We start from the raw sequence: 14,267 nt of genomic DNA, 5'->3' as shown, positions 1-14,267 counted from the left end.
ATGAAAAATGTTCGTATCACCGGGAGTAGTGGTTTTGTTGGACAAAATCTTATCCCCTATTTAAAGGATAAAGGATTGACAATACAACCGGTCCTCCGGAAAGAATTGGAGAACATACAAGTTGATAGTTTGAAAGATTCGGATGTTATTGTACATCTGGCAGGAAAAGCACATGATCTTAAGCAGTCTTCAAATCCTCAGGAATATTATAGTGTAAATTATGAACTTACTAAAAAATTATTTGACGTCTTCCTGCAATCACATGCTTCGAAATTTATATTTATTAGCAGCGTGAAATCCGCTGCGGACTCTGTTGATGGTATTCTAAGTGAAAGTGATAAGCCTAATCCCCAGACAGATTACGGGAAATCGAAACTGATGGCGGAAAAATATATTGAACAGCAAGTTCTTCCTGAAGGAAAATCTTATATCATTCTTCGGCCTTGCATGATTCACGGTCCTGGGAACAAGGGAAACTTAAATCTTCTTTATCAGTTTGTAAAAAAAGGTATTCCTTATCCTTTGGCGGCCTTTAAAAATAAGCGATCTTTTCTGAGCATCGAAAATCTATGTTTTGTTATTGAACGTATCATTGAAAAAGAATCCATTCCATCCGGAATATATAATGTTGCTGATGACGAGGCCTTATCTACCAACGAAGTGGTGAGGATTCTTGGCAATTCATTAGGAAAAAAGGCTAAACTTTGCAGTATTCCAATTGGGCTGGTTCGGTTAGCTGCAGGAATTGGCAGCTGGCTGCATTTACCTTTGACCAATGAAAGGTTGTATAAGATGACTGAAAGTTATGTCGTAAGTAATCATAAGATAAAAGAGGGGCTAAATGCACTATTGCCAGTGCCCTCAAGAGAAGGATTAAGAACAACAGCAGACTCTTTTAAAGAACTAAAATAATAGGTTCTATTTAAATAATAATACTGTAATAAGATACTATGAAAAAGAAAATATTGGTAACGGGGGGGGCTGGATTTATTGGCTCGCATGTGGTTCGTCGCTTTGTGAACAATTATCCGGAATATGAGATTCTGAATCTCGATAAGTTAACTTATGCAGGGAATCTGGCCAATTTAACTGATATTGAGCATAAACCTAATTATCGTTTTGTAAAAGCAGACATTACCGATGCCGCTGCGATGGTTGAAATTTTTAGAGTCGAAAACTTTGATGCGGTGATTCATTTAGCAGCGGAATCGCATGTTGATAGATCTATCTCTGATCCTACGGCTTTTGTGATGACGAATGTTATCGGGACTGTAAATCTATTAAATGCAGCAAGGGAATACTGGAAGGGTGCTTATGATCAGAAGCGATTCTACCATGTTTCCACAGATGAGGTATATGGTGCCCTGGATGAAACAGGTATGTTTACTGAGTCCACTGCTTATGATCCACATAGTCCATATTCGGCATCAAAAGCATCTTCAGATCATTTTGTAAGTGCTTATCACGATACTTACGGATTAGATGTGGTAATATCTAACTGTTCAAATAATTATGGGTCTCACCATTTTCCTGAAAAGTTGATTCCTTTGGCAATTAACAACATCAAAAATAACCAAGCTGTTCCAGTATATGGAAAGGGGGAAAATGTGCGCGATTGGCTTTGGGTAGAAGATCATGCCAGGGCAATCGATGTGATTTTCCATGAGGCAAAAACGGGTGAGACTTATAATATAGGTGGACATAATGAGTGGAAGAATATTGATTTGATCCATTTATTATGTAAAATCATGGATAAAAAGTTAGGACGTGAAATGGGTACTTCTGCTCAACTTATCACTTTTGTAACAGATAGGGCGGGGCATGATTTGCGTTATGCTATCGACTCGTCGAAATTGCAAAATAAATTGAATTGGGTTCCAAGCCTTCAATTTGAAGAGGGTTTGGAAAAAACAGTAGATTGGTACCTGGAAAATGAAGAATGGTTAAGGAATGTAACCTCTGGAAATTATCAGACTTATTACAATAAACAGTATAGCAGTAACTAATGGAAATACAAGAGACAGCTTTAGAGGGATGTTTGATCATTAAACCTCGGCTATTTGAGGATAATAGAGGCTATTTTTATGAGAGCTTTAACTCTGCAACTTTTGAAAGAGTGACAGGAATGTCTGCTGATTTTGTGCAGGATAACCAAAGTTACTCTGTTTACGGAGTAATTAGAGCACTACATGCCCAGTCTGGTGAGCATGCCCAGGCTAAACTGGTAAGAGTTTTACAAGGTGAGGTATTGGATGTGGTCGTCGACATTAGACCAGATTCAAAAACGTATGGTCAGCATTTGGCTGTACGTTTAAGTGCTGAAAATAAACTGCAACTATATATTCCGAGAGGATTTTTACATGGATTTGCCGTACTGAGTGAAACTGCAGAGTTCTTTTATAAATGTGATAATTTTTATAATAAAGACTCGGAACAAGGATTTCATTTGGCTTCTCCTGATTTGGAAATTGATTGGCTAATTGAGGAAGATAAGCGGGTAATAGCTGAGAAAGATTTGTCATTACCTTTTTTTTCTACAACATTAGTATGAAGAAAATATTAGTTTTTGGTGGTCTTGGACAATTGGGGCAATGCATAGATAAGATCAGTAGCAGAAGAGGGTATAATTCTATTTTATTTTTGGATGAAATAGAAGGAAATATTTTAGATGTTGATTGTCTGTCAGCATTGTTCGCTAAAGAGAATCCCGATTTTGTAATCAATTGTGCAGCTTATACAGCAGTGGATAAAGCTGAAGACGATATGGATTTGTGTGAACAGATCAATAAAGCTGGTGCGGGAAATCTGGCTAGGTTTTGCAAGGAGTTTAAGGCCAAACTGCTGCATGTTTCTACAGACTTTGTTTTCGAAGGAAACTTACCGAAGTTACTTAATGAAGAAGATATAACCAACCCAATTAACGTTTACGGAAAAACTAAACTGGAAGGAGAGCTGGAAGTTTCTAAGCTTTTTGACCAGTATTTTATATTAAGAACCAGTTGGCTTTATTCAGAGTTCGCAAATAATTTTGTGAAAACCATGCGTAAATTGGGTAGGGAAAGAGACCAGTTAGGAGTAATTGTAGATCAGGTTGGAACGCCAACTTACGCAATTGATTTAGCTGAAGCTATTTTAGATATTATAGAATCTGAAAACCTGGCTTATGGTACCTATCATTATAGCAACGAAGGGGTCACATCTTGGTACGACTTTGCAAAGGCAATTTTTGATATTAGTGAAATTACCGTGGAGCTTAATCCAATACCAAGTTCGGCATATCCTACAAAAGCGGTTCGGCCAGCATTTTCTGTTATGGATAAGGCGAAAATTAAAAAGACATTTGACTTGGAAATTCCTAATTGGAGAGATAGCCTGGTTAAATGTATACAGGAATTAAATCTAATGGAAAATAAATAATGAAAGGAATAATTTTAGCAGGAGGAAGTGGCACAAGGTTGCATCCTTTGACACTGGTGATGAGTAAGCAAATGATGCCGGTTTATGATAAGCCAATGATCTATTATCCATTGTCAACCTTAATGCTGGCTGGTATTAAAGAAATTTTAATTATCTCTACTCCACATGATCTTCCTAACTTTGAGCGATTGCTGGGGGATGGGAGTAACTTGGGATGTAAATTTTCTTATGCCGTACAGCATGAACCGAATGGCCTTGCCCAGGCTTTTGTAATTGGTGCTGATTTTATAGGTCAGGATAAAGTTGCACTTGTTTTGGGTGATAACATTTTTTATGGAGATGGTATGACAAAGCTGTTGCAAAATAGTGCAGATCCAGATGGAGGCGTTGTTTTTGCTTATAGGGTTTCAGACCCTGAACGTTATGGTGTTGTTGAATTTGATAAAGACAATAAAGCTATTTCGATAGAAGAAAAACCACTAAGCCCAAAATCTGATTACGCTGTTCCTGGTTTGTATTTCTATGACAATAGTGTAGTGGAAATTGCTAAAAATATTAAGCCTTCTCCGCGGGGAGAATATGAAATTACTGACGTCAACAAAGTATATCTTGAGCAGGGAAATCTAAAAGTAGGTGTGTTGAGTAGGGGAACTGCCTGGCTGGACACGGGTACTTTTAAATCGCTTATGCAAGCTGGACAATTTGTTGAAGTAATAGAAGAACGTCAGGGATTGAAGATTGGCTGTATTGAGGAGGTGGCTTATAGAATGGGCTTTATCAATAGGGAACAACTTCGTGCGGTTGCTGATCCTTTAGTAAAGAGCGGTTACGGAAGTTATCTGTTAAAATTGATTAAGTAATGTTATACACTCTATTATTTATATTGATGTTTATTGCAATGGGCATCTATTTTAGAGTTGCAGATCGCTACAATATTATAGATCGCCCAAATGAAAGAAGTTCTCATACAGAAGTTACTATTAGGGGAGGGGGGATTATCTTCCTTTTTGGTGCGATTTCAATACAGATTCTGCATCCTGAATTCTGGATGCCTGTGATAGGGATGCTGATTATTGGTACGATCAGTTTTATTGACGATAGAGTTACGTTGTCAAATAAAATAAGGTTACTATTTCACCTAACGGCAGTAACATTGTTATTTCTATTCTTAAATATTTTCCAGGTTTGCCCCTGGTATATTTCTATCTGCTTATATATATTGGTTATCGGTATCATCAATGCCTATAATTTTATGGATGGTATAAATGGAATCACAGGTTTATATAGTTTGGTGGTCTTAGCTGGATTGCAGTTCGTAAATTATTATATCACACCATTTATAACGCCCGATTTAATTTGGATTCCAGTTATAGCTTGCCTGGTCTTTCTCTTTTTTAATTTTCGTAAACGGGCCAAATGTTTTGCGGGGGATGTAGGAAGTATCAGTATAGCTTTTTGGATCATATTCCTGATTTTTAAACTCATACTTGACACTGGAAATTATGCCTATATTTTGTTTTTAACCGTATATGGCGTCGATGCCGTTTTAACGATTATTCATCGTTTGTTGTTGAAACAGAATATTTTTGAAGCGCATAGATTACACTTTTATCAAATCCTTGCCAACGAACAAAAATGGCCTCATTTATGGGTTTCGGTGTTATATGGTAGCCTTCAGGCTTTAATTATTTTAATAGTCATATATTTGCCTATTGGATTTGGCGGATTGTTGTTGCTTACAGTAAGCCCGCTCGCATTATTGTATGTGGTCCTAAAGAAAAAATTAACGCTAATTAATCAATTGACGCTACATTAGAGGAATACCCAGAAGTAGGTATTTCAAGATTGGTTCAATTATTGTTAGCTTTGTGGAGTTAACAAAAACCTCTATGTTTACAAAACTACAAATCGTATCGCGCTGGATTATTTTTGCCATTGATATATGTTTGAGTATCATGGCTGTGGTCTTTGCGAAAATTCTGAAGAATAATTTCATTCTGGAAGATATCAATGCATTAGCACTTTATAAAACCGTATTGGTATTGCTTTTGGTGAATTCATTGGTTTTTTACAATGTTAAAACCTACGCTGGAATCGTTCGTTATACCAGTGCACAGGATTCTTTCCGTATTTTGTTTGCTGTTTTACTGAGTTCTTTAGCCATATTTATCATTAATACATTGTTCATTGTTTTTAATCTGGATCCGTTTATGAGCAATGTGAGCATAATTATTTATACCCTATGTAGCTTCTTGTTTTTAATTATTTACCGGATTGTGGTAAAGTACTTTTTTATGTACATTAAGAATGCTAATCTGGACAAAATAAGAGTGATCATCTATGGTGCTGGAGAGGCAGGCGTGGCCACAAAAAGAACTTTTGACCATGATCCAAAAGTAAATAAAACAATTATTTCTTTTGTGGATGATGATTTGCGAAAAGTCGGTAAGACTATAGATGGAGTGAAAATTTTAGACGCTGCTTCCCTGCATGACTTGATTTTGCAACACGAAGTGGATGAAATCATTTTTGCCTCTTATACGATTCCCCTGGAACGTAAGAACGAGATTGTTGATATTTGCCTTGAAAATAATGTAAAGATATTAAATATTCCTTCGCCCGATGTATGGGCAAAAGGACATGTAACTACAGCGCAAATTCAGAACATTAATATTGAGGACCTGCTGAACCGAAAATCCATTCAGATTGATATAGATGGAATTCAGAATCAGTTGAAAGGCAAAAGGATCCTGATTACCGGTGCTGCCGGTTCTATTGGGAGTGAGATTGTAAGGCAGTTGTTGAAATTTGAAACGGGCTTAATCATTCTTTGCGACCAGAGTGAAACCGCTTTGCATGACATCTACCTGGAATTGGAGGAAACGCATGTGCGTACCAATTTTCATGCATTTATGGGGGATGTGAGGGATGTGAAGAGAATGGAGTCTTTATTTAGTACATATAAACCACACTATGTTTATCATGCTGCGGCCTATAAGCATGTGCCCTTAATGGAGGACAATCCTGCAGAGGCAATTAAAACCAATGTTGGGGGAACAAAAACCATAGCCGATCTTTCGGTGAAATACGGTGTACAAAAGTTTGTAATGATCTCTACAGATAAAGCTGTGAATCCGACCAATGTAATGGGGGCATCAAAGCGTATTGCTGAAATTTATGTACAATCCTTAAACAATTCGTTGACCAAAGCTGATCATATTTTCACCAATGGATTGAGTTATTTAAATGAAGGAAATGTAAAGCCGATTACTAAATTTATTACAACCCGTTTCGGAAATGTATTGGGCTCTAACGGTTCAGTAATTCCACGCTTTAAACAACAGATAGAAAAGGGAGGCCCGGTTACGGTAACGCATCCTGAAATTACCCGTTATTTTATGACGATACCAGAGGCTTGTCGTTTGGTTTTGGAAGCTGGATGTATGGGCAAAGGCGGTGAGATTTATGTGTTTGACATGGGCAAGTCTGTAAAGATAGTGGAACTGGCGAAAAAGATGATCCGACTGGCAGGTTTAGTGCCCAATCAGGACATTAAAATAGCCTACTCGGGCCTGAGACCAGGGGAGAAACTATTTGAAGAATTGTTAAATGATAGTGAAACAACTTTACCTACCCACCATGAACAGATTATGATTGGACAGGTGAGGGAATATGTGTTTAATGAGATTGAAGCGCAGATTTATCAATTGATTCAATATGCTGTAATCAGTAATAACAGGCAGGTGGTTAAACAAATGAAGACCATGGTTCCTGAGTTTATCAGTAAAAATTCCGTATTTGAAGAGCTGGACATAAAATTGCCAGTCGAAGAAAATTCCTAGAAATGAAGAAATTCCTGTTAGTAGGTGTATTGGCTTTAGTTTTCCAAAACTTAAAAGCACAGACTCCTAATGTAAATATACCCTATTCTTATCAGTTTTATCAGAAGTTAAACCGTTCTGTGTATGATGTGAACAGTCGGTCCCATTCGGCAATTAAAGGTTTTTATGCAGATGATTCCTTATTGGTAAATCGTTACCAGGAGCTGATGCAAATGGGGACTGATTCTTTGAACAAACGTTCCTGGGTACGCAGAAAACTAACGGAAGAACATTTATTTAATTTTAAAGGAGAAGATTATACGGTATATGCTGACTTTCTTCCTGACTTTCAGATTGGCCGTGATTTTAAGAACAATGCAAGCACCTGGAAGAATACCAGAGGTTTCCAGATTGGTGGTACAGTGGGAGAAAAATTCTCGTTTTATACCAATGGTTTCGAAAACCAGGGAGTGTTTGCCAATTATCTGACCGATTTTATAAATGCAAACCAGGTTGTGCCTAGTGAGATGAGCGGGAAATTTGGTAAGAAAACAAAAGACTGGTCCTACGTAACAGCTTTGCTTTCTTATACGCCTAATAAGCATTTAAACGTAGCTTTGGGCTATGATAAGAACTTTATTGGTGATGGTTATCGTTCCATGCTTTTATCTGATGTAGCCGCCAATTATTCCTTTTTAAGGATTAGGGCAACGCTCGGAAATGTGCAGTACCAAACGGTATTTGGCTATATGCTGGATCCGGGAGCAGAGAAATTAACGAATGACAGAAGATTAGGAGACCGCGGTAAATGGGCGGCCATGCATTACATAGATTGGAATGCGACTAACCGTTTCTCTATTGGTTTTTTTCAGGCAGTAACCTGGGCGGATGCTGAACCGGAAGGTAAGAGGGGATTTGATTTCAATTATGTACATCCCTTTATTTTCCTAAGATCAGTGGAAGGGGCTAATGTGAGCTCTCCTGATAAAATGCGTTTGGGTATCAATACCAAATACGAGGTACTGGACAAGACAACGGTATATGGTCAGTTTATGATTGATGAGTTTACTGCTAAAGAGTTTTTTAGTAACAAAGGCTATTGGGCTAATAAATGGGCGTTGCAGTTAGGGGTTAGAGGTTCGGACTTGTTTAAAGTAGAGAATTTAAATTACCTGGCTGAATTCAATACCGCCCGTCCATATACTTATGCGCATTTTGAAAGACTATCTAATTATGCCGCAATGAACCAACCTTTGGCCCATCCTATGGGAGCAAACTTTAGAGAGGTATTAGGAATTTTAAACTACAGCTACAAAAGATTTGATTTTCAAGGACAAATGATGTATGCCCGTTATGGCTTGGATCCCGCTGGAATGAACTACGGTAAAGATATCTTTAAAGACTATGACACCAGAGTAGCCAATTATGGTAACAAAATTGGTCAGGGTATAAAAACAGATCTTTACTTTGCTGAAGGCCGTGCATCTTATCTTCTAAACCCGAAATACAACTTGAGGTTGGAAATTGGCGGAGTATTGAGGAGAGAAACTAACAATGTGAAAAATACCAATACAGCATTATTTACTTTTGGACTCCGTAGTACATTCAGAAATCTATATCAGGATTTTTAACTTATAACCTGCCGTCTACTAAAGATCTATCTAAGCAGGCTTTGGTGTCGTAGATGACACAATTTGTATTGCTTATCTTCTTATAATCGAATTTAAGGAACTCCTGGTGCGCAACTGCGACAATTATGGCATCGTAAGTAACGGTCTCTTTAAGACTGGTTTCTATGCTTATTCCATACTCTTCCTGTACCTCATGCGGATCTGCCCATGGATCGTAAATGTCAACCTCAAGGCCGAATTGTTTCAACTCATAATAGATATCAATAATTCTGGTGTTACGCACATCAGGGCAGTTTTCTTTAAAGGTGATCCCCATGATTAATGCCTTGGCTCCTTTAATCTTCTGGTCTTTCTGGATCATTAATTTTACGACCTTATCAGCCACGAATGGGCCCATGTTGTCGTTTACCCTACGCCCGGATAAGATAACCTGAGGATGATAGCCTAAAGCCTGTGCTTTGTGTGCGAGGTAGTAAGGGTCAACCCCGATACAGTGACCACCAACGAGACCTGGTTTATACTTTAAAAAGTTCCATTTGGTGCCTGCGGCCTCAATTACGTCATTGGTATCAATACCAATACGATCGAAGATCAGGGCCAATTCATTTACAAAAGATATATTCACATCCCTTTGTGCATTTTCTATGGCTTTTGATGCTTCTGCAACCTTAATGCTTGGTGCTTTATGTGTTCCTGCGGTGATTATACTTTTATACAATTGATCTACTACTTCAGCAATTTCAGGGGTAGAGCCGGAAGTTACTTTTTTGATTTTAGTCAGGGTATTGATCTTATCTCCCGGGTTAATCCTTTCAGGGGAATATCCACAATAGAAATCCTGGTTAAACTTCAATCCTGAATATTTTTCCAGAACGGGAACACAGTCTTCCTCGGTACAACCGGGATATACTGTAGATTCATAGATAACGATATCACCGGTTTTTAAAATGCTGCCTAACATTCCTGATGCCTTAAGTAGTGGCGTCAAATCCGGAGACTTAAATTGATCGATAGGTGTGGGAACAGTTACAATGAATACATTGTAGTGTTTTAAATCTGTTTTGTTAAAAGAAAATGATAAACCGGATTGCTCTTTTTGATCGTTTATTAATGTATTTAAAGCATGGAGATCGGCTTCCTGTGTGCGGTCTTTACCCTGGCTAAGTTCTTCGACACGCGATTGGTTGATGTCGAATCCTAATACATTATATTTTTTAGCGAATTCAATTGCTAAAGGCAGACCTACATAGCCTAAACCGATGATCGCAATTTTTGGATGCTGATTGTTTAACATAGTATAATATAGAACGCAAATATAAATCATACTATCGGGATTTGAACAGGCAAAATCTCGATTGTTAAAACAGAATAAAGAATAAGGTGAAAAGGAAACTACGTGATCGTTTTACGCATTAAAAAGTCCCTGATGTTTACATGTTCAATGCCCTAATAGGTATTTCCTGTAAATTGGTCGTAGGTAACCACAATTTTCGGATAGTTGTCGGATATAAGGAGCAGATTGCCGAATTCACGCGCTATGGTAGTTTCGCTACGTATAATAGTTCTCCGTTGCGTTCACACACAAAGTCAATTTCCTGGGTGTTCATGGTACCAACTTTTATTGTGTATCCCAGAAATAAAAGGTGGTTGTACACTACATTCTCTAATATTTTGCCAAGGTCTTTTGGACTGTATCCGATAATTGGATTTCTAAGCCCGGTATTTTCGAAGTAAAATTTTGGCTTTTTAGTGAAAGTTATACTTATAACTTTTGATGAGTGCTTTGCGAAGCGGCCTGAGTAGCTGAGCTGCTAGTTTAGGAAAAAAGAAAGGTCACTAAAATGAGGATAATATTAATTAAGGCCAATATGAAGGTGACTTGCAGAGGTGTGAAACCGAGTTTTAGCATCAGGTGATGAATGTGGTTTCGATCGGCTTTGAAGGGCGACTTTCCTTTGGAGAGCCGAATAACAACTATCCTAATGGTATCTGATATTGGAATAATCAGAATTGCTGTGACGATTCCGAGTGCCGAACGCGTTTCCGGAAATAAGCTTTGCTGAAGAGGAAATGATCTTACAAATTCAATGGCCATGACTGCTGAGATTAATCCGATGAGTAAGGCTCCGGTATCGCCCATAAATATTTTTGCAGGACTGAGGTTGAATTTGATAAATCCTAAGAGTGCTCCGACGAGAGATAAGGAGATTGTGGCGATTTCATATTGTTGAATGTATATAAACAATATTGAAAATGCAGTATTTGCAACAATACCGATGGTTGCGGCCAGGCCATCAATTCCATCTATTAAGTTAAAGGAATTGACGATAAATATAATAGTCAGTATAGAGAGCACTATACAGGAGAAATTTTGTAGTAGATCAATCCCCAATAGACCATCTAATCGTTGAATTCGGATATTCCCAGGGACGACAACGATAAATGCGGCTAAAAATTGGATAGTGAATTTGGTTAGATAACCAACGCCTGTTAGATCATCTTTAATCCCGATGGTAAAAAGTAAAATGCAGGAAATGAGCAGGTAATTGAAGGGGAATAAGGAACTTTTGGTACCAAACAGTAGTAATGTAATGACAAAGCTGATAAAGATAGCTATACCACCCAGGCGGGAAATGCCTGGGGTATGGATTTTTCTGGAATGGGATTGATCGTCGTACAAATGCCTGTTGCGGGCAACATGTATAATGGAGGGAATAATGAGAAAGGTGAAGAGAAAGGAACTGATCAGTATACTTATAGCGTATATCGGGTAATGCTCAAAACAGAGAGTTGTAGCCATGTTGTTCAGTTAGGGGACGGATTGTTAAAGATGCGCTTCCTTACTTTTATGGCTGGATTGCCCTGGTAAATGGACATAGCTTCGAGTTGTTTTGTGGCTACAGATCCTGCGGAGAGTACAGCATGTGACTTGACAGTAATACCTTGATTGACGATTGCTCTGGCACCAATCCACACTCCATCGGCGATGATGATGCGACCTTTGATCAGTTCAAACCGCGGGTCCTTATAGTTATGGCTTCCCGTAAGTAACAAAGCACCCTGGGAAATACAGACATGATGACCAATACAAACGGCAACAAGGTTATCAATCCATACTTTTTCTCCAATCCATGAATGGTCTCCGATTTGAAGCAGCCAGGGGTATTTGATATTGACACAGGGCTTAATGACAACAGATTTCCCAATGCTGGCACCAAACCAACGTAATAGCTGTACTTTTAACCGACTGCTGGGAAATAGGGAAGTTTTGAAAACCCAGGCATTGATGATGAACCAAAAGGTTCTTTTAATGAAACCATGTTTAAGGTTTAATGCGGGCTTTACGTAAAAAGAAAGATTAGTTTTGCTCATGGTTTTTTGTCATTTCTCTTATTTTGACATCAACAATTAATCTGAACCAGAAACCTTGCAGGAAATGAAAGAGGAAGCCCTGGTAACCATCCAGTATACCTAATCTGAATATATAGCGCCAGCTGAAATAAAGTGCAGGTCGGACAAATAGCGGCATCTGCCACCAAAGTTTTTTTAACCAGGCTCTCTTTTGATCGGGGTTACCCCAAAACAAGGGTTTTAAGATTTGCTTTCGCAAGAATAATTTCCGTTCTATTTCTTCCTTGGCCAAGAGGTTGCTATAGGTGTTGTGCTTGTTTATCCAGAAGCTGATGTTGTTTTCCTTTAAATTTTCTTCTATTAGGCAGCCTTTTTCCCAGATTAGGGTTTTACCGTTAACAATAAACCGGTGATCCATACCTTCATTTAAATCGGAAATAGCTTTGTCGGCCCTGAACATTTTTAGCTGATAAAAAGGGAAATAGCCACCATGACGTATCCATTTTCCTTTGAAATAGTTTTTTCTGTTAAAATAGATTCCATCTATATTGCTGTAGTTTTTATCCTTAAAGTCAAGCAATAGTTGATTCAGTTCTGTTGATAATATCTGATCGGCATCTAGTCCGATTACCCATGGTGTACGGATGTCAAAATGTTCCAGGGCATGGTGCCATTGCTGAGGATGATTGCTGAATGGAAACTGCCTGATTTGGGCGCCAAACTGTTGTGCAATAGGAATGGTCTGGTCGGTACTCCCGGAATCGAGGATGTAAACTGCGGCGTTTAAATTACAGATTGAATTTAGCAATCGAGGTAAATGTATCTCCTCATCATGGGTTAAAATGATAAAGGAATAATGCTGGTTAATCATGTTTTTTCCCATTCTTTTGCTTGATTTGCTGATACATGTTGAAGTATTGCCTGATGAGCAGGTCTTTATTAAAGTCGTTTGCTATTATTTCGGGCGCAAATTTTCGGATGCTATGAAGTATTTCCGGATGCTGGTATATGTTGTTAAGATTGTCTTTAACCGAACGGCTGTTGGTATTGCATACCCAACCCAGGTTGTTTTTCTGGATATAGCTGGCTAGTCCGACTTTATTGCTGACTAAGACTGCGGTTCCTACGGAAAGACTTTCTATAATTACATTGCCGAAATTTTCATCATAGGAGGGTAGGATCAATACCTCGTGTTGGGCCATCAGTTCGAATTTGTCCTGTTCTTTGAAGCCAAGCCATTGGATGTGATCCTCGATTTCATATTGTCGACTCAGCGCCTTCAATTGGTTTATGTAAGCCTGGTTTCCATCTCCTGCAATGCTGAGTTGCCAGGGAATATGGCTTTCGGATAAGGCGTTAAGCAGGAGTTCAATACCCTTTTTGGGCGCAATGCGGGATAGGTAAAGTAATTTGAGTTGAGCTTCTTTTCGAAATGGGGTTTGGCTTTGATTCCCGAATTGTACTAAGTTATAAATGTTGAAAACGTTTAGTGGTTTAATCAATCGGGCAACGACCAGTTGTTCTCTTTTTGAAGTACAATGGATGTGACAGTGGTTGAGCAGAAATCTTCCTGCAAGGGCATGAAAAAGCTTTTTTATAAACTTACCATTGTGGTTAAAGGTATAATGGCTGAGTGTGCCACGTGGTGATAGGACGATAGGAATGTCACGACAAATAGCTATCAGGCAAGAAAGAACAGAAACAAGGTTCCACCAGGTATGGATATGAATGAGGTCAAATGATCTGGCCCTTTTCAAGAGTGCAAGCAGGAGTAATGGTGCGAAATGGCTGTGGTCTTTACTGATGCGTTGAAAATACCAGACCCCCACACCGTTGACTTGTTGAATGGTATTTTTGATGACAGGTAGTTCAGTTTTTCCGTTGGCTGTTGTTGTAAATACCTCAATGTTATAGCCATTTTTTGCGAGCTGTTCGCTAAGTGCAGATACTGACATGGTGGGGCCACCATAAATGTAAGCAGGTTTGTACAACGCGTTGATTTGCAGTATTTTCATGAGTTTGTATTTAATTTTTTCGGTTGTGATGC

14 protein-coding genes are annotated in these 14,267 nt (G+C 38.5%); 8 read left to right on the top strand and 6 right to left on the bottom strand.

Going from position 1 to position 14,267, the window contains the following annotated elements; genetic code table 11:
• The 8 genes from R2Q84_RS17915 (at position 1) to R2Q84_RS17880 (ending at position 8,869) form a co-directional block, all read left to right on the top strand.
• Positions 1-912, top strand: a complete 912-nt coding sequence (locus tag R2Q84_RS17915) for an NAD-dependent epimerase/dehydratase family protein (protein ID WP_316817954.1) — start codon at positions 1-3, stop codon at positions 910-912.
• Positions 913-950: 38 nt separating this feature from the next.
• Complete coding sequence (rfbB, locus tag R2Q84_RS17910; RefSeq protein ID WP_316817953.1) at positions 951-2,006, top strand: dTDP-glucose 4,6-dehydratase; 1,056 nt, start codon at positions 951-953, stop codon at positions 2,004-2,006.
• Positions 2,006-2,551: a dTDP-4-dehydrorhamnose 3,5-epimerase gene (gene rfbC, locus R2Q84_RS17905; protein WP_316817952.1), complete on the top strand. Its 546-nt coding sequence runs from the start codon at positions 2,006-2,008 to the stop codon at positions 2,549-2,551. Before rfbB ends, rfbC begins: the two co-directional genes overlap by 1 nt.
• Positions 2,548-3,417 carry a dTDP-4-dehydrorhamnose reductase gene (gene rfbD, locus R2Q84_RS17900; RefSeq protein ID WP_316817951.1) on the top strand — a complete coding sequence of 290 codons (870 nt, stop codon included), beginning with the start codon at positions 2,548-2,550 and terminating at the stop codon, positions 3,415-3,417. Before rfbC ends, rfbD begins: the two co-directional genes overlap by 4 nt.
• Positions 3,417-4,277: a glucose-1-phosphate thymidylyltransferase RfbA gene (gene rfbA / locus R2Q84_RS17895; RefSeq protein ID WP_316817950.1), complete on the top strand. Its 861-nt coding sequence runs from the start codon at positions 3,417-3,419 to the stop codon at positions 4,275-4,277. The genes rfbD and rfbA overlap by 1 nt, the downstream gene beginning before the upstream one ends.
• Complete coding sequence (locus R2Q84_RS17890) at positions 4,277-5,233, top strand: glycosyltransferase family 4 protein (RefSeq protein ID WP_316817949.1); 957 nt, start codon at positions 4,277-4,279, stop codon at positions 5,231-5,233. The genes rfbA and R2Q84_RS17890 overlap by 1 nt, the downstream gene beginning before the upstream one ends.
• Before the next feature lie 73 nt (positions 5,234-5,306).
• The gene (locus tag R2Q84_RS17885; RefSeq protein WP_316817948.1) at positions 5,307-7,259 is read left to right on the top strand and encodes a nucleoside-diphosphate sugar epimerase/dehydratase; all 1,953 of its coding nucleotides are present in this window, start codon (positions 5,307-5,309) and stop codon (positions 7,257-7,259) included.
• Positions 7,260-7,261: 2 nt separating this feature from the next.
• Entirely contained in the window at positions 7,262-8,869 is a 1,608-nt protein-coding gene (locus R2Q84_RS17880; protein ID WP_316817947.1) for a gliding motility protein RemB, read from the top strand.
• A gap of 1 nt (position 8,870) precedes the next feature.
• Here the strand turns inward: R2Q84_RS17880 and R2Q84_RS17875 are convergent, their stop codons facing one another.
• The 6 genes from R2Q84_RS17875 to R2Q84_RS17855 form a co-directional block, all read right to left on the bottom strand.
• Complete coding sequence (locus R2Q84_RS17875) at positions 8,871-10,163, bottom strand: nucleotide sugar dehydrogenase (protein ID WP_316817946.1); 1,293 nt, start codon at positions 10,161-10,163, stop codon at positions 8,871-8,873.
• Between the two features lie 241 nt (positions 10,164-10,404).
• Positions 10,405-10,629: a DUF4143 domain-containing protein gene (locus R2Q84_RS25260; RefSeq protein ID WP_410478431.1), complete on the bottom strand. Its 225-nt coding sequence runs from the start codon at positions 10,627-10,629 to the stop codon at positions 10,405-10,407.
• 56 nt (positions 10,630-10,685) lie between these two features.
• The gene (locus R2Q84_RS17870) at positions 10,686-11,669 is read right to left on the bottom strand and encodes an MraY family glycosyltransferase (RefSeq protein ID WP_316817945.1); all 984 of its coding nucleotides are present in this window, start codon (positions 11,667-11,669) and stop codon (positions 10,686-10,688) included.
• Between the two features lie 5 nt (positions 11,670-11,674).
• The gene (locus R2Q84_RS17865; protein ID WP_316817944.1) at positions 11,675-12,241 is read right to left on the bottom strand and encodes a WcaF family extracellular polysaccharide biosynthesis acetyltransferase; all 567 of its coding nucleotides are present in this window, start codon (positions 12,239-12,241) and stop codon (positions 11,675-11,677) included.
• The gene (locus R2Q84_RS17860; protein ID WP_316817943.1) at positions 12,228-13,103 is read right to left on the bottom strand and encodes a glycosyltransferase family 2 protein; all 876 of its coding nucleotides are present in this window, start codon (positions 13,101-13,103) and stop codon (positions 12,228-12,230) included. Before R2Q84_RS17860 ends, R2Q84_RS17865 begins: the two co-directional genes overlap by 14 nt.
• Positions 13,084-14,235 carry an XrtY-associated glycosyltransferase XYAG1 gene (locus tag R2Q84_RS17855; protein ID WP_316817942.1) on the bottom strand — a complete coding sequence of 384 codons (1,152 nt, stop codon included), beginning with the start codon at positions 14,233-14,235 and terminating at the stop codon, positions 13,084-13,086. Before R2Q84_RS17855 ends, R2Q84_RS17860 begins: the two co-directional genes overlap by 20 nt.
• Positions 14,236-14,267: the final 32 nt, after the last annotated feature.

This window comes from Pedobacter nyackensis, assembly GCF_032678475.1.
In the GTDB taxonomy this organism is placed as follows: domain Bacteria; phylum Bacteroidota; class Bacteroidia; order Sphingobacteriales; family Sphingobacteriaceae; genus Pedobacter; species Pedobacter nyackensis_A.
This window is presented reverse-complemented; position numbering and strand designations above follow the sequence as displayed.